The 18695-nt window shown below is 52.7% G+C and carries 16 protein-coding genes; all 16 read right to left on the bottom strand.

Annotated elements, in window-relative coordinates:
- Positions 1 to 118: 118 nt before the first annotated feature.
- The 16 genes from ACO0LK_RS00850 to mraZ all read right to left on the bottom strand — a co-directional run bounded on the left by ACO0LK_RS00850 (position 119) and on the right by mraZ (position 18295).
- Positions 119 to 625 (bottom strand): peroxiredoxin, encoded by a 507-nt coding sequence (locus ACO0LK_RS00850; protein WP_422971245.1) that lies wholly within the window; start codon positions 623 to 625, stop codon positions 119 to 121.
- A 497-nt stretch (positions 626 to 1122) separates the two neighbouring features.
- Entirely contained in the window at positions 1123 to 2316 is a 1194-nt protein-coding gene (gene ftsZ, locus ACO0LK_RS00845; protein WP_422971243.1) for a cell division protein FtsZ, read from the bottom strand.
- Positions 2317 to 2439: 123 nt separating this feature from the next.
- The gene (gene ftsA / locus ACO0LK_RS00840) at positions 2440 to 3672 is read right to left on the bottom strand and encodes a cell division protein FtsA (RefSeq protein WP_186946971.1); all 1233 of its coding nucleotides are present in this window, start codon (positions 3670 to 3672) and stop codon (positions 2440 to 2442) included.
- Positions 3669 to 4487 (bottom strand): cell division protein FtsQ/DivIB, encoded by an 819-nt coding sequence (locus ACO0LK_RS00835; protein ID WP_422971240.1) that lies wholly within the window; start codon positions 4485 to 4487, stop codon positions 3669 to 3671. Before ACO0LK_RS00835 ends, ftsA begins: the two co-directional genes overlap by 4 nt.
- Positions 4488 to 4505: 18 nt before the next feature.
- Positions 4506 to 5471, bottom strand: a complete 966-nt coding sequence (locus ACO0LK_RS00830; RefSeq protein WP_422971825.1) for a D-alanine--D-alanine ligase — start codon at positions 5469 to 5471, stop codon at positions 4506 to 4508.
- A 19-nt stretch (positions 5472 to 5490) separates the two neighbouring features.
- A complete protein-coding gene (murC, locus tag ACO0LK_RS00825) occupies positions 5491 to 6876 on the bottom strand; it encodes a UDP-N-acetylmuramate--L-alanine ligase (RefSeq protein WP_422971238.1) in 1386 nt (461 codons plus the stop codon).
- Positions 6873 to 7964, bottom strand: a complete 1092-nt coding sequence (murG, locus tag ACO0LK_RS00820) for an undecaprenyldiphospho-muramoylpentapeptide beta-N-acetylglucosaminyltransferase (RefSeq protein WP_422971236.1) — start codon at positions 7962 to 7964, stop codon at positions 6873 to 6875. Before murG ends, murC begins: the two co-directional genes overlap by 4 nt.
- On the bottom strand, positions 7961 to 9094 hold the full coding sequence (ftsW, locus tag ACO0LK_RS00815) for a putative lipid II flippase FtsW (RefSeq protein WP_422971823.1): 1134 nt from the start codon (positions 9092 to 9094) through the stop codon (positions 7961 to 7963). Before ftsW ends, murG begins: the two co-directional genes overlap by 4 nt.
- 83 nt (positions 9095 to 9177) lie before the next feature.
- Positions 9178 to 10692 carry a UDP-N-acetylmuramoyl-L-alanine--D-glutamate ligase gene (gene murD / locus ACO0LK_RS00810; protein WP_422971234.1) on the bottom strand — a complete coding sequence of 505 codons (1515 nt, stop codon included), beginning with the start codon at positions 10690 to 10692 and terminating at the stop codon, positions 9178 to 9180.
- Positions 10693 to 10771: 79 nt separating this feature from the next.
- Positions 10772 to 11941 (bottom strand): phospho-N-acetylmuramoyl-pentapeptide-transferase, encoded by a 1170-nt coding sequence (mraY, locus tag ACO0LK_RS00805; protein WP_422971232.1) that lies wholly within the window; start codon positions 11939 to 11941, stop codon positions 10772 to 10774.
- 1 nt (position 11942) lies between these two features.
- Entirely contained in the window at positions 11943 to 13343 is a 1401-nt protein-coding gene (locus ACO0LK_RS00800) for a UDP-N-acetylmuramoyl-tripeptide--D-alanyl-D-alanine ligase (RefSeq protein WP_422971230.1), read from the bottom strand.
- Complete coding sequence (locus ACO0LK_RS00795; protein WP_422971228.1) at positions 13343 to 14869, bottom strand: UDP-N-acetylmuramoyl-L-alanyl-D-glutamate--2,6-diaminopimelate ligase; 1527 nt, start codon at positions 14867 to 14869, stop codon at positions 13343 to 13345. Before ACO0LK_RS00795 ends, ACO0LK_RS00800 begins: the two co-directional genes overlap by 1 nt.
- Entirely contained in the window at positions 14869 to 16632 is a 1764-nt protein-coding gene (locus ACO0LK_RS00790) for a peptidoglycan D,D-transpeptidase FtsI family protein (protein WP_422971226.1), read from the bottom strand. Before ACO0LK_RS00790 ends, ACO0LK_RS00795 begins: the two co-directional genes overlap by 1 nt.
- Positions 16629 to 16904, bottom strand: coding sequence for a cell division protein FtsL (gene ftsL, locus ACO0LK_RS00785; RefSeq protein WP_186946961.1), 276 nt, complete (start codon positions 16902 to 16904; stop codon positions 16629 to 16631). Before ftsL ends, ACO0LK_RS00790 begins: the two co-directional genes overlap by 4 nt.
- Positions 16901 to 17857 carry a 16S rRNA (cytosine(1402)-N(4))-methyltransferase RsmH gene (rsmH, locus tag ACO0LK_RS00780; RefSeq protein WP_422971223.1) on the bottom strand — a complete coding sequence of 319 codons (957 nt, stop codon included), beginning with the start codon at positions 17855 to 17857 and terminating at the stop codon, positions 16901 to 16903. The genes ftsL and rsmH overlap by 4 nt, the downstream gene beginning before the upstream one ends.
- A 9-nt stretch (positions 17858 to 17866) precedes the next feature.
- A complete protein-coding gene (gene mraZ, locus ACO0LK_RS00775) occupies positions 17867 to 18295 on the bottom strand; it encodes a division/cell wall cluster transcriptional repressor MraZ (RefSeq protein ID WP_186946959.1) in 429 nt (142 codons plus the stop codon).
- Between the last annotated feature and the right edge of the window lie 400 nt (positions 18296 to 18695).

The raw sequence follows: 18695 nt of genomic DNA, 5'->3' as shown, positions 1-18695 counted from the left end.
TGTAGGGGTAGGGAGCCGCAGTGAACGTCAGCCAAATTCTGTACCAACACTACGTGAAATAAAAAACGGCGCTCAGGTGCAGCGCCGTTTTTTACTACTGATGATGACAGAATCAGGATTAGCCCAGTTGTGCCAGCAGTGTTTCTGCGTTCGATACTTCGAACTTGCCGCCTTCTTCAATATTGAGTTGCTTGACCACGCCATCTACTGCCAGCAGGGAATAACGCTGTGAGCGTGTGCCCATGCCGAATTTGCTGAAATCAGCATCCAGGCCCAGGGCCTTGCTGAAAGCCGCATTGCCGTCAGCCATCATGCGTACGATGCCGGTGGCTTTTTGATCACGGCCCCATGCGCCCATGACGAATGCGTCATTGACGGAGATGCACCAGATTTCATCCACGCCCTTGGCTTGCAAGGCTGCGGCATTGGCGATATAACCAGGCACATGCTTGGCGGAACAAGTTGGTGTATAAGCACCAGGCAGACCAAAAATGGCGATGGTCTTACCTTTGGTCAGGTCGGACACGTTAAAGGTATTTGGTCCCAGTGAACATCCTTCGGATTCCACTTCAATAAATTCTGCCAGACTGCCTTCAGGCAGGGTATCGCCAATCTTGATTGTCATTTTATGCTCCCTAGATAAGTATTCGGATATTCAAAGCCTTGCTGAATGCGGCTCCCACGTAGATGCACGAAGTTTGCGCCATATCAACACCGACAGTGAAGGACGCCAGTATGCCTGAGCTAGAATTTTCTTGCAGGAGTTAAAAGGATAATACTTAAGACCTCTCACCACAGAGACACAGAGAAAGGAAAGGCTGCTTGCAAGCAGCCTTCGTTTCGCAGGCGCGCGGCATGCCGCACGAATTCCCTACTACACCACAGAGTAAGGCAAGAGAAAGAAGGCACTTTTCCATGATTTAGTAACCATTGATGAATAGTTGTATGAAAAAATGCAAGAGACTGCATCAAGATATGAATTGCTTTTCTCTTGCTTTTCTCTGTGCCTCTGTGTCTCTGTGGTGAGCTTTTTGGTCTGGCTTTTTGGTCTAGTTTTTCAATCCCCCAATAAAAAAACGCCAGTTTCTTTCGAAACTGGCGTTGTTCTGGAGACTCAAAACATCAGTCCGCCTGCTTGCGCAGGAAAGCCGGAATGTCATATGTTTCCATGCCATTTTTTTCCAGCGCACGTACTGTTTCTGACGCTGATTCGCGACGCCATACGGCTGGTTTGCTCAGGCCATCAAATCCTGTTCCTACACTACCGGTGGAAATAGTGCCGGATGTCATAACAGGGCTGGCCATCACTGGCTCATTGTGGGTACCTGTACGCAATACCGGTGTTTGTACCAGCTGGATATTTTTCTTGCCACGACCCAGACCAGTTGCCACGACCGTTACGCGGATGTCGTCACCCATGGTGTCGTCATACGCAATACCTTGTGCAATAGATGCATCCGGTGCGGCGAAGGCGCGTACCGCTGCCATGACTTCCTTGATCTCTTTACCCTTGAGACCACGGCTGGCAGTCACATTCACCAACACACCACGTGCACCAGACAGATCAATACCATCCAGCAGAGGTGAAGCAACTGCCTGTTCGGCTGCAATGCGTGCACGGTCAACGCCAGAAGCGGTTGCCGTACCCATCATGGCTTTACCCTGCTCGCCCATGATGGTTTTCACGTCATTGAAATCGACGTTGATATGACCAGGCACGTTGATGATTTCAGCAATACCGGCTACGGCATTGTTGAGTACATCATCGGCGTGTTGCAGCCATTCGATCATGCTGTCGTCTTCATAAATCTCTTCGAGTTTTTCGTTGAGAATGATGATCAGTGAATCCACATGCTGGGACAGCGCTTCCAGACCTTCGTCGGCGATGTCCATGCATTTTTTGCCTTCATAAGAAAAAGGCTTGGATACCACCGCGACTGTCAGCGCGCCCAATTCCTTGGCAACCTGGGCAACGATAGGTGCTGCACCAGTACCTGTACCACCACCCATACCGGCGGCGATGAAGACCATGTGCGCGCCGCGCAATGCATCTTCAATACGTGCACGGGAATCTTCCGCCAGCTTGCGACCGACTTCAGGTTTCATACCTGCACCCAGACCGGTTTCACCGATCTGTATGACGTTATGCGCTTTGGACAGCAAGAGTGCCTGCGCATCTGTATTGGCGGCGATGAACTCAACACCGCAAACGCCTTTGTTAATCATATGCTGGATTGCATTGCCGCCTGCACCGCCCACGCCGACAACCTTAATTACGGTGCCTTGTGTGGCGTTATCAACCATATCGAACTCCATCATGACTCCTCCAGGTAGGCAGTTATCAGTCGCTAGGCATCACCAAATGTGACGACTAGCGACTAATAACTGTATATCGAACTATTATAAAAGGACTACACCAATTTAGATACAAAATACAAGCTAAAAATTCCCTAAAAACCACTCTTTCATGCGTTGCCAGACCGCTTTGGCAGAACCTTCCTGCCGTGTGACCAGATGACCACGCAAATACTGCTTCTTCGCTTCCAACAACAACCCCAAAACTGTGGCGTAACGCGGGCTGCGTACCACATCTGCCAATTGCCCACTGTACGCTGGCATACCTAATCTGGTCGGCTTCAGAAAGATATCTTCGGCCATTTCAACCATGCCCGGCATGGCAGCAGAACCACCAGTCAGAACGATGCCCGAAGACAGCACATCTTCATAACCGGATTCACGTACTACCTGATGCACGAGCGCAAACAATTCCTCAACACGCGGTTCAATGACGGCAGCCAATGCCTGGCGTGACAATGAACGCGGACCGCGATCGCCCAGACCCGGCACTTCCAGCGTATCCGACGGGTCTGCCAGCACCTGCTTGGCGACACCAAAACGTACCTTGATTTCTTCTGCTTCCGATGTCGGTGTACGCAGGGCCATTGCAATATCATTGGTGATCTGGTCACCAGCGATAGGGATCACTGCGGTATGACGGATTGCGCCTTCGCTGAAAACCGCCACGTCGGTAGTACCACCACCGATATCGATCAGCACCACGCCGAGTTCTTTTTCATCCTTGGTCAGCACTGCTTCGGCAGATGCCATAGGCTGCAAAATCAGGTCAGATACTTCCAGCCCACAACGGCGTACGCACTTGACGATGTTCTGCACCGCCGACACGGCACCGGTGACGATATGCACTTTGACTTCCAGACGGATGCCGCTCATGCCTATCGGTTCGCGCACGTCGTCCTGACTGTCAACGATAAATTCTTGCGGCAGGGTATGCAGCAACTGCTGGTCAGTCGGAATGTTGACCGCCTTGGCAGTTTCAATCACACGCGAGACATCGGCTGCGGTGACTTCCTTGTCCTTGATGGCGACCATGCCGCTGGAATTGAAACTGCGGATATGGCTGCCCGCTATGCCGGTATAGACATGACGAATCTTGCAGTCGGCCATCAGCTCGGCCTCTTCCAGCGCCCGCTGTATAGATTCCACTGTCGCTTCGATATTGACGACCACCCCTTTTTTCAGCCCCTTGGATTCGTGCTGTCCAAGGCCGATGACTTCATGGCGACCATCAGGCATGACTTCTGCCACTACCGCCACAATTTTTGAGGTGCCGATATCGAGACCAACGATCAGATTTTTAGCGTCTTTTGTCATGTCTTTCCACTTGCTTTTGTTTGCTTTTTCAATCCGATATTGCTATGACTCGATTTGAGCGCCAGACCATTCGGATAACGCATGTCCACACTTTCAATACTGTCCTGCAAACTGGCGATCAACTGCGGGTAGATCGTCATCAATTTATCTACCCTGCTCTTGAGCGTCGTTCCATCCTGCACCCTGCCTAACTGCACCTGCATGCCATTGTTCAATTTCAGGCTCCAGGCATAGCGGCTGGAATAATTCACAATCTCTGGTTCCAGACTGACTTTGGCAAACCAGGTTTTAAATTCCTGATACTGCGCCAGCACTTCTTTCTCGCTGCCATCCGGCCCGCTGAGGGCGATCAGGTCGGCATCTTCTTCTGCTTCTGCCAGATTGGCGGTGAATACATCACCTTTCACAGAAATCAACTGACCCGCTTCACCCCAGGTACCCATGGCAATATGTTCTTCCAGCGTCACCACCAATTTGTTCGGCCACTCCCTTTGCACACTGGCCTTGCGTACCCAGGGCACGGTTTCAAAAGCGGCACGCACCGAATCCAGATTCGCCGTAAAAAAATTCCCCCTGATTTTGGGCAGGGCGGTGTTCCTGATCGTCAGTGCACTGACATGCCGCAAGGCGCCACCATTGCTGGCATTTCCTGCATTGGCGGCATTGCTGGTATTGGCCGCTTCCACCCGTATCACACGCAAGGTAAAAATCGGCCTTTGTATCAACCACCACACACCCGACATCACCAGAATGAGCAACACCAAGGCAAACAATGCGTTTGCCGTGTTATTCATCAATTTGGTGTCATGCCACATTTTTCAGGTTTTACCGTTTTACTTTTTCACTTCAGATCTGATTTTCAGACTCGCCGTTCTCAAAATCTCTACACATAAATCTTCGTAACTCATTCCTACTGCCTTTGCCGCCATCGGCACCAGCGAATGACCGGTCATACCTGGCGAAGTATTGATCTCCAGCAGGAAAGGCTTGTTATCCGATTTGCGCAGCAACACGTCAACCCGTGCCCAGCCTTCACAATCCAGTGAAAGGTAAGCATCCACTGCCATCTTGCGTATCTCATCCGTCAGAGTCTGGTCCAGTGGTGCCGGGCACAAATATTTGGTGTTATCCGTAAAGTACTTGTTCTGGTAATCGTAATTGCCTTCCGGCGCGACGATCTCGGTAATTGGCAAGGCATAGGCCTGCCTGCCCTTACCTAATATCGCCACGGTCAGTTCACGACCTTCGACAAATTCTTCTGCCAGTACTACTTCATCAAACTGCGCTGCCAGGGCATAGGCTTCCTGCATGTCGGAATAGCCTTTGACCTTGGTAATGCCTATGGTAGAGCCTTCATGTGGCGGCTTGATGATAAGTGGCAGACCGAGTTCATCAGGTACGCGACGCAATTCTGTTTCCGCAGTCAGTACCGCATAAGCAGGGGTCGGCAAACCATGGGTTTGCCAGATACGTTTGGTAAATATCTTGTCCATGGCAATGGCAGACGCCATTACGCCACTGCCGGTGTAGGGAATGTTCAACTGCTCCAGCACACCCTGCAAACTGCCATCTTCACCATAACGGCCATGCAGGGCGATAAATACGCGGTCAAATTTTTCTGCTGCCAGTTCCGCAATGTTGCGCTCGGCCGTATCAAACGGATGGGCATCAACCCCTTTGCTAAGCAGGGCTTGCAATACGCCGGTGCCGGACATGATGGAAATTTCGCGCTCGGCCGAACGGCCACCAAACAGCACGCCTACTTTCCCCAGTGATTTCACATTCAATTCGCTCATGATATTTTGATCATTTAGTTTTTCATACCGGCTGTGCCAGTTTTGCTGGCACAGCGTTAATGGAACCCGCACCCATGACGATGACCACATCGCCGTCTTTCAATACCCGCAGAATACTATCGGGCATTTCTTGCATATCTTCGACAAATACCGGCTCTACCTTGCCCATTACACGCAAAGCGCGGGACAGGGAACGGCCATCTGCCGCCAGTATCGGCGCTTCACCTGCCGCATACACTTCTGCCAGCACTACTGCATCTGCATCAGAAATCACGCGCACAAAATCTTCAAACAGATCACGGGTACGGGTATAGCGATGTGGCTGGAAAGCCAGTACCAGTCTGCGACCGGGGTAGGCACCACGTGCCGCTGCCAGCGTTGCTGCCATTTCCACCGGATGGTGACCATAGTCATCCACCAGGGCAAAAGTACCGCCATTGGCCAAGGTGATTTCTCCATAACGGGTAAACCGGCGCCCGACCCCGTTGAAATCACTCAGGGCTTTTTGTGTCGCTTCATCACTGACGCCAACTTCACGCGCAATCGCTATCGCGGCGCAGGCATTTTGTACATTGTGCATACCAGGCTGGTTCAGGCTGACTTGCATATTCTCATAGCCATCTTGCACGACTGTGAAATGCATCTTGCCACCAGATGCCGTAGCATCCACGGCACGCACGTCGGCATCTTCATGAAAACCGTAGGTGACGATAGGTTTGGAGACGAAAGGCATGATTTCACGCACATTCGCATCGTCCAGGCACAAAACGGCCACACCATAAAATGGCAGGCGCTGGGTAAATTCTATGAATGCCTGCTTCAGACGGGCAAAATCGTGGCCATAGGTTTCCATATGGTCGGCATCGATATTGGTGATGACTTCTATCACCGGCAGCAGATTCAGGAAAGAAGCATCTGATTCATCCGCTTCGGCAACGATGAAATCACCGCTGCCCAGTTTGGCATTGGCACCGGCACTATTAAGCAAACCACCAATCACGAAAGTAGGATCAAGTCCACCCTGCGCCAACACACTGGCCACCAGACTGGTGGTGGTTGTCTTGCCATGCGTGCCGGCAATCGCGATACCGCTTTTCAGACGCATGAGCTCGGCCAGCATCATCGCACGTGGCACGATGGGGATATGTTTGGCACGCGCAGCGATGACTTCCGGATTGTCACCCTTGACTGCGGTCGAGGTTACGACCGCATCGGCACCTTCAATATTGTCAGCCGTATGACCCAGCATCACCTTGGCACCCAATTGTGCCAGACGTTTCGATGCAGCATTGCTGCCCAGGTCAGAACCGGAAATGGTGTAACCAAGGTTCAGCAAGACTTCGGCGATACCACTCATGCCTGAGCCGCCTATGCCTACAAAATGGATGTGTTTGACTTTGTGTTTCATGCTAATGCTTCCAGAATATGGGCAATATTGGCACTGGCTTCGCGCTGCCCCAGGGCGTAGGCTGTTTCAGCCATCGCCAGGCATTGCGCTCTGTCCAGCACTCTTAATTTCTCTACCAGCAAAGCTGGGCTTAATTCAGTTTGTGGCAAATGGACGGCGGCTTTCTGCCCTGCCATCCAGATGGCGTTTTCTTTTTGGTGCGAGGTACTCGATGCCATGAAGGGCACGAGCATGCTAGCCACACCGGCAGCCGTTAATTCAGATACGGTGATCGCACCGGCACGGCATATCACCAGATCTGCTTCGGCATAACGGCGTGGCATGTCGTCAATAAAATCCAGTACTTCGGCCTGTACACCTGCCTGCGCATAACTCTGGCGCAAGGCTTCTATATGCTGTTTACCAGACTGATGTGTTATCACTGGACGCTGGGCTTCTGGCAACAAGGCCAGTGCTTGCGGTACTGCATCATTCAATACTTTGGCACCCAGGCTGCCACCCACCACCAGTATGCGCAAAGGGCCGGTGCGTGCTGCATAGCGAATTGCCGGCACCGGCAATTCGCAAATTTCTTTACGTATCGGGTTGCCGATCACTTCTGTTTTTTTATCGGCAGTCACCGTTGCCGATGGCAGGCCAAACAATAATTTGCTGGCGAAAGGACGCAAAGCCTTGTTCGACAACAGCAAGGCAGCGTCAGCATTCATCAGGACTACAGGTTTGCCACGCAAGGCGGCCATCATGCCGCCAGGCACCGTGACATAGCCACCCATGCCCAAGACCACGTCCGGCTGGCGACGACCGATGATGCCAAAGCAGCTAAAGAAACTCTTGACCAGCTTGAAAGCGCCGCTGACCGTATGCGACAAACCCTTGCCACGCAGGCCAGAGAAATCAATATTGTCCATGGCGATATTGTGCTTGGGGACTATCTGCCCTTCCATGCCGATTTGCGTGCCCAGCCAGCTGACTTGCCAGCCACGCTCGCGCATGATGTCGGCAATCGCCAGTCCGGGGAAAATATGTCCACCGGTGCCGGCTGCCATGATCAATAATTTTTTGGGCATTTTTTTGGCGAATTGGCTCATGCGCGGCCTCCACGCATCAGGACGCGGTTTTCATAATCCACGCGCAACAGTATCGCCAGCCCTACACAATTAATCATGACACCTGATCCACCATAACTCATCAAGGGTAAAGTCAAACCCTTGGTTGGCAACAATCCCAGGTTGACGCCCATATTGATAAAAGCCTGCACACCTATCCATATACCTATGCCCTTGGCGGTAAGCCCGGCAAAAGTCTGGTCCAGGGCGATAGCCTGACGGCCAATTTCAAAAGCGCGCTTGAGCAGCCAGTAAAATAAAAGCACCACCGCCATGACACCAACGAAGCCCAGCTCTTCTCCGATGACAGCCAGCAGAAAATCCGTATGTGCTTCTGGCAGATAATGCAGTTTTTGCACACTGGCACCCAGACCTACACCAAATAATTCGCCCCGGCCAAAAGCGATCAGGGAATGCGTGAGCTGGTAAGCCTTACCCAGTGCATGATCTTCTTCAAATGGGCTCAGGTAGGCAAAAATACGTTCACGCCTCCACGGCGACAGCAAGATCACCGAGGTGAAGATACCGACCAGAGTTGCCGCGATACCACCAAACCAGACGCCATTGATGCCCCCCAAAAACAGAATACCCATGGCGATACAGACGATGACACCAAAAGCACCCAGGTCAGGTTCCAGCAACAGCAGCAAGCCCACCACACCAACTGCCGCCAGCATGGGCACAAAGCCCTTGGTCAGTTTGTGCATGTATTCCTGTTTGCGTACGGTATAGTCGGCGGCATACAGAACCATGAACAATTTCATCAATTCGGATGGCTGCAAGTTAAACACCTTGAATGACAACCAGCGCTTGGCACCATTCACGCCCTTGCCCAAGCCAGGTATCAGCACCGCTACCAGCAACACCAGCGTGCCGACAAACAGGTAAGGTGCATATTTCTGCCAGGTTGCCAGCGGAATACGGAATACCAGTGCGCCAGCAATCAGCGCCACGACCACAAAAATCGCCTGACGGATCAGAAAGTGCGAATTTTTGTAATTTGCGTACTTAGGCGAATCTGGCAATGCAATCGAAGCGGAATACACCATCACCATGCCAAACAGCATGAGAATGATGGTGACCCAGACCAGGGGCTGATCGTAGTCCATCATCTTGGAGCGACTGACCAGATTGGTATTCGACGGTGGGCTGCCGAATGGTGACCATTTTTGCAGGGGCAATAGTAGCTGTTTCATCAGCACACCTCTCCCCGGGCCAATGCAATTTCCCGTACCGCATCCACAAACACCTGGGCGCGGTGGGCATAATTGCGGAACATGTCAAGGCTGGCACAGGCTGGTGACAGCAAGACGATATCACCGTCTGCGGCGATTTCTGCTGCGGCCTGTACTGCCATTTCCAGATTGGCGACGTCATGCAAGGAAACATTGGTAACCGCCAGTGCCCGCTGCAATTCTTCTTTTGCCTTGCCGATCAGGATGACAGCCTTGGTATACCGCTCCACCGGATCTGCCAGAGGAGAAAAATCCTGCCCCTTGCCTTCACCACCGGCAATCAGGATGATACGTTTGTGCAAGGCATCGGATTGTTGTCCCAAACCTTTGAGGGCTGCCACGGTGGCACCGACATTGGTGCCTTTGCTGTCATCAATGTAATCAACACCGGCAACCTGGGCAACCTGTTCGACACGGTGCGGTTCGCCTTTGTAATCACGCAAGCCATGCAGCAAAGGGGCGAACGACAACCCTATGCCACGGCACAGCGCCAGTGCAGCCAGGGCATTCGCGGCATTATGTTGACCACGAATTTGCAGTGCATCGGTCGGCATCAGGCGGGTGACCATGGTAGGAATTTCTTCCACTTCTTTTTTCTTGCGACGGCTATTGCTTACCACGGGCGCATCTTCAGCAGCATTGGCAACTGCCAGCCAACCCATGCCGTGTTCATTCAGCAAACCCAGGTCAGCCAGATGTTTGGGGGCATTGACACCAAAGCTTACGGCATTGCCATGTGTTTTGGCCATGGCCATGACCAGTGCATCATCACGGTTCAGTACCTGCAAAGTCTGTTCGCCAAAAATGCGTGCCTTGTCTGCGCAGTAGGCTTGCAGGCTGCCATGCCAGTCCAGGTGATCCTGGGTGATATTCAATACGGTGGCGACATCAGCTTGCAGGCTATGCGTGGTATGCAACTGGAAGCTGGACAGCTCAAGCACCCAGACCTGGGGTAAAGCATCCTGGTCCAGACATTCTCTCAAGACATCCAGTACCGCCGGGCTGATGTTGCCAGCCACTTTGACAGTCAGGCCGGCACGTTCCACCAACAAACCAACCAGGCTGGTCACCGTGGTCTTGCCATTGGTGCCGGTGATGGCGATAACTTTGGGTTGATAATCGCGTTCGGCCTTCAATGCCAACAGAGCCTGGGCAAACAATTCGATTTCGCCCCAGACCGGTATGGATTTTTCATTGGCAGCCGGTAGCAGGTCTTGCAGTTCACGCAAGGGTGACAAACCGGGGCTGACGGCTACCAGATCAATATCGTCCAGCAAAGTGGTGTTGAAGGCTGCACCGATAAATTCGATCTGCTCAGGAAGAGTCTGAAGTTTTTGTAACTGAGCCAGCCTGTCCGGAGTTTCGCGGGTATCGGCAACACGCAGGCGCGCGCCGGCGCGCAGCAGCCATTGCGCCATTGCCAGCCCGGTTTCACCCAGGCCCAGAACCAAGACATGTTTTCCCGAAAAATCCATAACCACTATTTCTATCAATCAAAACAAACAACAGACGTCTGATAAGCCATGCTCACAATCAGCGCATGGCACAATAAATTTAACGCAACTTCAGTGAAGACAAACCCAGCAAAACCAGCAACATGGTGATGATCCAGAAACGCACGACTACCTGGGTTTCTTTCCATCCCTTCTTTTCAAAATGGTGGTGCAGCGGCGCCATCAGGAACAGGCGGCGGCCTTCGCCATATTTTTTCTTTGTGTACTTGAAATACGATACCTGCAACATGACTGACAGGGTCTCAGCGACAAAAATACCGCCCATGATGAACAGGACAATTTCCTGTCTGACGATGACAGCCACCGTACCCAGCGCACCGCCAAGGGCCAGCGCACCAACGTCACCCATAAATACCTGGGCCGGATGGGCATTGAACCAGAGGAAGGCCAGGCCAGCGCCTGCCATCGCACCACAGAAAATCAGCAATTCGCCAGCACCTGGTATATGCGGTATCAACAGGTATTTGGCATAGCCTACATTCCCCGTCAGATACGCAAACAGCCCCAGGGCAGAACCCACCATGATGGTGGGCATGATGGCCAGGCCATCCAGACCATCGGTAAAATTGACCGCATTACTGGTGCCGACTATCACGCAATAGGTCAGCGCGATAAAACCCCAGACACCCAGTGGATAACTGACCGATTTAAAGAAAGGCACGATCAAATCTGCTTTCGGTGGCAAATCCATATTGAAACCGGACTGTACCCAGGCAATAAACAACTCCAGCACTTTGGAATTGCTGGGTGCCGACACTGAAAACGCCAGGTAAAAAGCTGCTATCAAGCCGATCAGGGATTGCCAGAAATATTTTTCACGCGAGCGCATGCCTTCCGGATCTTTATGAACTACCTTGCGGTAATCATCGACCCAGCCGACTGCACCATAGCCCAGCGTAACAATCATCACGACCCAGATAAAGCGGTTACTCAGGTCCCCCCACAGCAGGGTGGAAATGCCGATGGAAATCAACACCAATACCCCGCCCATGGTCGGGGTGCCGGATTTGACCAGATGTGTTTCCATGCCATAGCTGCGCACAGCCTGGCCGACCTTCATGCGGGTCAGCATGCGTATCACAGCAGGACCGGCAAAAATACCTATCGAGATGGCCGTCATCGTGGCAAACACTGCGCGAAAGGTAATAAACCCGAAGACGCGCAGCCAGCCTATATCCTGTTTGAAAAGTTCAGCCAACCAGAGCAACATGCTAATGATTCCCTATTGTTTTTTGTTGTAATGTATTTGTTCCGCTCGCTGCCAAGAGATGCGCTACTGCTCTTTCCATTTTCATGAAACGGGAACCCTTCACCAGCACCGTGGCATCCGCCACTACCTGCTCATCCAGTGCCTTGCATAAGGCTTCCATACTGGCAAAATGCTGGGCATCTGCACCATAAGCGCTGGCGGTATGTGCCACCAGTTCGCCCAGCAGCAACAGGCGCGGAATACCGCGCTGGCGGGCATAGTCGCCAATTTCTTGGTGGAATTGCGCACCGTTCTCGCCGACTTCACCCATATCGCCCAGCACCAGTATGGTCGGACCATCGATCTGCGCCAGCACGTCAATTGCGGCGCGGACTGAATCCGGGTTGGCGTTATAGCTGTCATCGATAACCGTTGCGCCACACGCAGCCTGCTTGCGTTGCAGACGACCATTCACCGGTGCAAAATTCTCCAGTCCGGCGACGATGGCACTATTTTCTACACCTATCGCATGGCAGCAAGCTGCTGCCGCCAATGCATTCAATACATTGTGTTTACCTGCTGCATTCAGACGGACTGACAGAGGCTGCCCCGCCACCAGCATTTGTAAATCACTGCCAAACACGCTAGGGGTATAGGTAGCCTGCACATCAGCATCAGCTGACAGGCCAAAAGTCAGGGTTTTACGCTGACCGCGCTCAGACGCAAAGGATTGCCATAAAGCGCTGTATTCATCACCGGCTGGGAATACGGCCACACCTGCATCAGGTAAAGACTGGATGGCGACACCGTTTTCTCTTGCCACGGCTTCTACGGTCTGCATGAATTCCTGATGTTCTCGCTGGGCATTGTTGACCAGTGCTACGGTAGGCATGGCGGCAAACGCCAGCAAGGCGATTTCGCCAGGATGGTTCATGCCCATTTCTATGACGGCCGCCTGGTGACCGGCATGCAATTGCATGACAGTCAATGGCACACCTATTTCATTGTTCAGGTTACCGCTGGTCGCCAGTCTGCCATCCTGACCAAACGCTGCTGCCAGGATAGAGGAAATCATTTCCTTGACGGTAGTTTTACCATTGCTGCCAGTCACACCAATGACAGGCAGGCTAAATTGCTGACGCCAGAAACGTGCTACTTCGGCCAGGGCCAATTTGGTGTCGGGCACCACCAGCGCCGGCAAGGCAAATCCCGCAGGCAGGGCTTCGGCAATAACTGCTGCCGCACCAGCCGCTGCGGCCTGAGGCAGAAAGTCATGCGCATCAAAATTTTCGCCGCGCAAGGCGACGAATACATCACCAGCGCGTATCTTGCGACTGTCTGTCGTCAAACCAGTGATGGCGGCATTGCCTTGCAGGCTTGCACCTTTTATCGCTGGCAACAGATCATGCAGGGAAAATTGCATCAGTTCCCCCTCTTCATATTGCCGCTGGTGGCAACTGTTGCCAACGCCAGGGCTGCATGTTCTTCATCAGAAAATGGCCATTTCTTGCCATTGATATCCTGATAGGTTTCATGCCCCTTACCGGCCAGCAAAACCACATCGTGATGGTCTGCATGTTTAATCGCATACAGGATGGCGTTCGCCCGGTCTTCTATCACTTGCGGCGTGCCGCTCATGCCTTTGAGGATGTCCTGAATAATCGCAGTCGGATCTTCACTACGCGGATTATCGCTGGTCACCACGACATGGCTGGCGCTTTCGGCGATCTTGCCCATTTGCGGACGCTTGCCGGGATCACGGTCACCACCGCAGCCAAAGACGCACCATAATTTGCCATCTCTTTCCTGAGCGACCTGTTGCAATGCTTCCAGGGTTTTTTCCAGTGCATCAGGTGTATGCGCATAGTCAATAACCACCATGACATGCCCAGCCGTACCCAATAATTGCATGCGACCCGGCACCGGATTGAGTTTTTCTATGATGGACACGGCCTTGTTCCAGGCCACGCCTTTGCCCAGCAATACCGCCATCACTGCGAGGATATTGCTGATATTGAATTTGCCTATCAGTTGCGTCTTCACCAAACCAGACCCAAACGGCGATTCGAGGTGAAAGCTGGTGCCAGCATAATTTGTTTTCAGATTACTGGCGGTCAGCACGTCGATACCGGGAACAGTGTTCTTGTCCAGGCTGTAACCGATAATACGGGTAGTAGCCTGCGATGCCTGCACCCGCTCTACCAGTTGCAAACCAAATGCATCATCCAGATTAAGCACCGCCATGCCCAGCCCCGGCCAATCAAAAAGACCTGCCTTGGATTCGGCATAGGCTCCCATATCACCGTGGTAATCAAGATGATCACGCGTCAAATTGGTCAACACTGCAACATCAAAATGCAGGCCGTTCAGCCGCCCTTGATGCAGACCGATGGAAGATGCTTCGATGGCCAGTGCCTGAGCGCCATCCTGTTTAAGTTGCGCAATTTTCTGTTGCAGGCCGATGGCATCTGGCGTGGTGTAGCCGGTTTCTGCCAGTTGTCCTGATGTGCCATTGGTATAAATACCTGTGCCCAGGGTGCCGATGACGGCAGACGGTGTCCCATTCAAAGACAGTGCGCGGGCTATCCATTGTGAACATGAGGTCTTGCCATTGGTGCCGGTTACGGCAACATTGAACCAGTCACTGTCAGCCTGACCATACCAGGCGTGCGCGACCGGCCCGGCCAGCAGCAGCAGGTTTTCTACGGCAAGGTGAGGAAGGGCAATGCTGTCATCCCAGGTAAAATTGTCCGCTTCATACACCACAGCAACGGCACCATTAGCCACGGCATGGGTGATATGCTGCCGCCCGTCATTGATAGGGGTACGCAGGGCGAAAAATACGTCGCCTGCCTGTATGTTGCGCGAGTCTGAGCTCAGTTGCGCCTTGGGCGCCACTTGTTTCAGCCAGTCCAGCAGTTCATTCATGGTTACATTCTTGTTAGTCATCACATGCTTTCCTGTACGCTGTTGTCAGGAATAATATTGACGACTGATGAGTCTGGCGGTATGTTCATAGACCGCAAAATATTGGCTGTAATTGCCGCGAAAACCGGGGCGGCGACGGTGCCACCGTAATAACCACCGACGCTGGGCTCGTCGATCATCACGGCCACAATCACACGCGGATTGGACACTGGTGCAAAACCGATAAAGTCGCCAATGTATTTATTCACATAACGCCCACCTTCCAGCTTGTGGGCAGTGCCGGTCTTGCCGGCAACGCGGTAACCTGCAATCCGCGCCTGGGTGGCGGTGCCACCAGGTTCGGTAACGGATTCCATCATGGCGCGCAATTGTCTTGCTGTCTTTTCGGAAATGACACGAGACCCGGTCGGGGTCTCAGTAGATTTCTGAAAAGTCAGCGGTATCATGTCACCATCTCTGGCAAAAATCATGTAGGACCTGGCCATCTGTATCAAGGATACGGAAATACCATGGCCATAGCTCATGGTGGCTTGCTCAATCGGACGCCAGCTCTTGAAGTTGCGCAAGCGACCGGCAACTGCGCCGGGGAAACCAAATTTCGGTTGCTGCCCAAAGCCTACTGTCGTAAACATTTCCCACATTTCCTGTGGCGGCATTTGCAGGGCCATCTTGGCCGTGCCTATGTTCGAAGATTTCTGTATCACCTGGGCAACCGACAACATGCCCTGCTTATGCGCATCATGAATCAGTGCAGGGCCGATCGCCATCACACCTGGCGCTGTCTGTATCATGGTATCTGGTGTAACCCGTCCCGATTCCAGCGCCAGGGCGACCGTAATTGGTTTCATGGTCGAACCTGGCTCAAAGGTATCGGTCATGACGCGGTTGCGCAGTTGTGCGCCAGTCAGTACTGACCTGTCGTTCGGGTTGTAGGTCGGCAAGTTGACCAGGGCCAGCACTTCACCGGTTTTCACATCCAGCACGACAGCACCACCGGCTTTCGCCTTGTGTTTTTCCACCGCTTCTTTCAGGTGGGTGAAGGCGATGTACTGGATCTTGCTGTCTATCGACAGGGTCAGGTCCTTGCCGTCATGCGGTTCGCGCACGGCCTGTATATCTTCAACGATATGGCCCAGCCTGTCTTTGATGACACGGCGACTCCCGGTCTTGCCCGCCAGGTTTTTTTCCGATGCCAGCTCTATACCTTCCTGTCCTATATCTTCCACATTGGTAAAGCCGACCACATGGGCCATGACTTCGCCTTCGGGATAGAAACGCTTGTATTCCTTACGGGTTTCTATGCCAGGTATGGCCAGGGCCAATACCTTGTCCGACACCGCTGTTTCCACCTGACGTTTCAGGTAGACAAACTGACGGTCAGAATCCAGTTTTTTACGCAGTTCAGCTTCGGTCATGTCCAGCAACTGGGCAAGTTGCTGTATCTTTTCTTTTGGTGCTTCCAACACATCATCAGGGATGGCCCAGATGGCTTTGACCGGTACCGACGAAGCCAGCACCTGGCCATTACGGTCAGTGATCTTGCCACGGGTGGCTGGCAATTCCAGCGTGCGGGCATAGCGGTTGGCCCCCTGCTGTTTCAGGAAGTCATTGGTAAAACCCTGCAAATACAGGGCTTTGGCAATCAGCGCAATGAAGGCTGCGAACAAGAGAAACAGAATGAAACGGGAACGCCAGGTCGGCAGCTTCACATCCAGCACCGGGCTGGATGAAAAGGCGACACCGCGTGCAGCGGCGGTACGTGGGGCGTTGGCTGTGCGACTCATTTTCCCTCCACCGCTTTCAGGTATTGCGTACGCTCTGGCGTCACCGCCACCATATCGAGCTCACGTACGGCAGTTGCCTCTATGCGCGAATGCTTGCCATAGGTAGACTGATCGAGCTTGAGCTGGGTCCATTGCAATTCATATTGCTTGGCAAGGCTTTGTTCTCTTTCCACTTCAATAAACAGGCGTCGTGCCTGATACTGCGAATTGATCAGTGATAGCGCACAGGCAATCAGTGCTATCGCCAGGATGATGTTGAGGCGGGTACTCATACTGCCTCCGGCAAACGTTCGGCAACCCGCAGGATGGCTGACCTGGCGCGCGGATTGGCACTTACTTCCGCCTCGGACGGTTTGATGCGGTTCAACAGGCGCATTTGCGGCTGCGGCAAATCTGCGTGACGGATGGGCAGGCGACGATCAGGCTGTTCCATTTTCACTTTGGAGGCGAAAAACTGCTTCACTATCCGGTCTTCCAGTGAATGAAAGCTGATCACCGACATGCGCCCATGCGGTGCCAGCGCTGCGTACGCTGCCGCCAGGCCTATTTCGAGATCTTCAAGTTCCTGATTGATGAAAATCCGTATAGCCTGAAAGGTGCGAGTTGCCGGGTCTTTACCCTTCTCGCGAGTTTTGACGGCGTGTGCGACGATTTCTGCGAGCTGTCGTGTTCCACGAATGGGCTCTGCCTGCCGGCGAGCAACAATCGCCTTTGCAATCTGAAAAGCAAACCGTTCTTCCCCATAATCTTTTATAACCTCCGTAATTTGTTGCTCTTCGGCAGTTTCCAGCCATTCGGCTGCGGAAATGCCCCGCGTGGTATCCATGCGCATGTCCAGCGGACCGTCTGACCGGAAGCTGAAGCCCCTGGTAGCGTCATCCACCTGGGGAGATGAAATGCCCAAATCCATCAAAATGCCGTCAACCTTGCCTACGCCACAATCCGGCAGGGCCTGGCCTATGGTGGCAAAACTGTCATGCACTATATGGAAACGCGTATCCTGAATTTCTGCCGCACTGGCAATGGCCTGCGTGTCTTTGTCAAAGGCAATCAGGCGGCCATCGGTGGCCAGTTGCGACAGGATCAGGCGGCTATGTCCGCCACGGCCAAAGGTGCCGTCTACATATATTCCGCTGGCACGCTGATCCGTGATGCCGAGGGCGTCTACAGCCTCATGCAACAGCACAGTCTGGTGCGTAAAATCTGCCGCTTGCTGAATACTCATTGCCTGCGATCAGAAAGAAAAATTGTTTAATACATCAGGAGCGCCGCCAGCAATGGCTTTCGCTTCGTTTTCTGCCAGCTTGCCGGCGTCCCAGATCTCGAAATGACTACCCATGCCCAGCAGCATGACATCGCGCTGCATGCCAACGGCATTTCGCAATTCAGGTGCCACCAGAATACGGCCAGCACTATCCATTTCCACATCAAAGGCGTTGCCAAGAAAAATACGCTTCCAGTCACGCGCCTGAATTGGCCAGGCGGCGATTTGCTCACGGTGGGATTCCCATGTAGGGCGCGGAAACAGCAGCAGACATCCGTCAGGGTGGCGGGTCAGGGTGATGCGGCCTTCGCACTGCACATTGAGCGCGTCACGATGCCGGGCAGGAATGGACATTCTGCCTTTTGCATCGAGATTGAGTGAGGACGCCCCCTGAAACACGCTGTCTACCTTTACCCTGAAAACCTGTCGTACCGATTAATCTTAAAAACTCAGTTTGGAATTAAGTGTGGAATGTAAGCGAATTTGGAATATTTGTTCCACAAAATTACACTTTTTCACACTATTGCCCACTTTAGAGGATGACTTGAGCGTGGTCAAGCACATTTCAGAGGTAAATTGGGAAATTCTCTAATGAAGTCAATGACTTAGCGCAACTACTTGAGGTAGCGCTTTTCCAATTTATCCTGATAAATTAGAGACTTACGAAATATAGTGAAGGTAGCATCTCACATATAACCATGTGTTTGCCCGCTGATACCGTAATGAAACGGGTATGAGGCAATGAAAATGCTGCAAAGAAAGGAAACTTGTCTGAGGTAAAACTTTCTGCTGCTGAAAC

Source organism: Undibacterium sp. Ji49W (assembly GCF_049340205.1).
In the GTDB taxonomy this organism is placed as follows: Bacteria; Pseudomonadota; Gammaproteobacteria; order Burkholderiales; family Burkholderiaceae_D; genus Undibacterium.
The sequence above is the reverse complement of the archived record's forward strand: the minus strand, read 5'-3'. Positions and strand labels throughout refer to the sequence as shown.

What these genes read in the sequence shown, in the direction of transcription:
- ACO0LK_RS00850 (WP_422971245.1), bottom strand. Translation starts at nt 625, where the DNA reads ATGACAATCAAGATTGGCGATACCCTGCCTGAAGGCAGTCTGGCAGAA.
- ftsZ (WP_422971243.1), bottom strand. Translation starts at nt 2,316, where the DNA reads ATGGAGTTCGATATGGTTGATAACGCCACACAAGGCACCGTAATTAAG.
- ftsA (WP_186946971.1), bottom strand. Translation starts at nt 3,672, where the DNA reads ATGACAAAAGACGCTAAAAATCTGATCGTTGGTCTCGATATCGGCACC.
- ACO0LK_RS00835 (WP_422971240.1), bottom strand. Translation starts at nt 4,487, where the DNA reads ATGTGGCATGACACCAAATTGATGAATAACACGGCAAACGCATTGTTT.
- murC (WP_422971238.1), bottom strand. Translation starts at nt 6,876, where the DNA reads ATGAAACACAAAGTCAAACACATCCATTTTGTAGGCATAGGCGGCTCA.
- murG (WP_422971236.1), bottom strand. Translation starts at nt 7,964, where the DNA reads ATGAGCCAATTCGCCAAAAAAATGCCCAAAAAATTATTGATCATGGCA.
- ftsW (WP_422971823.1), bottom strand. Translation starts at nt 9,094, where the DNA reads ATGATGGACTACGATCAGCCCCTGGTCTGGGTCACCATCATTCTCATG.
- murD (WP_422971234.1), bottom strand. Translation starts at nt 10,692, where the DNA reads ATGGATTTTTCGGGAAAACATGTCTTGGTTCTGGGCCTGGGTGAAACC.
- mraY (WP_422971232.1), bottom strand. Translation starts at nt 11,941, where the DNA reads ATGTTGCTCTGGTTGGCTGAACTTTTCAAACAGGATATAGGCTGGCTG.
- ACO0LK_RS00800 (WP_422971230.1), bottom strand. Translation starts at nt 13,343, where the DNA reads ATGCAATTTTCCCTGCATGATCTGTTGCCAGCGATAAAAGGTGCAAGC.
- ACO0LK_RS00795 (WP_422971228.1), bottom strand. Translation starts at nt 14,869, where the DNA reads ATGACTAACAAGAATGTAACCATGAATGAACTGCTGGACTGGCTGAAA.
- ACO0LK_RS00790 (WP_422971226.1), bottom strand. Translation starts at nt 16,632, where the DNA reads ATGAGTCGCACAGCCAACGCCCCACGTACCGCCGCTGCACGCGGTGTC.
- ftsL (WP_186946961.1), bottom strand. Translation starts at nt 16,904, where the DNA reads ATGAGTACCCGCCTCAACATCATCCTGGCGATAGCACTGATTGCCTGT.
- rsmH (WP_422971223.1), bottom strand. Translation starts at nt 17,857, where the DNA reads ATGAGTATTCAGCAAGCGGCAGATTTTACGCACCAGACTGTGCTGTTG.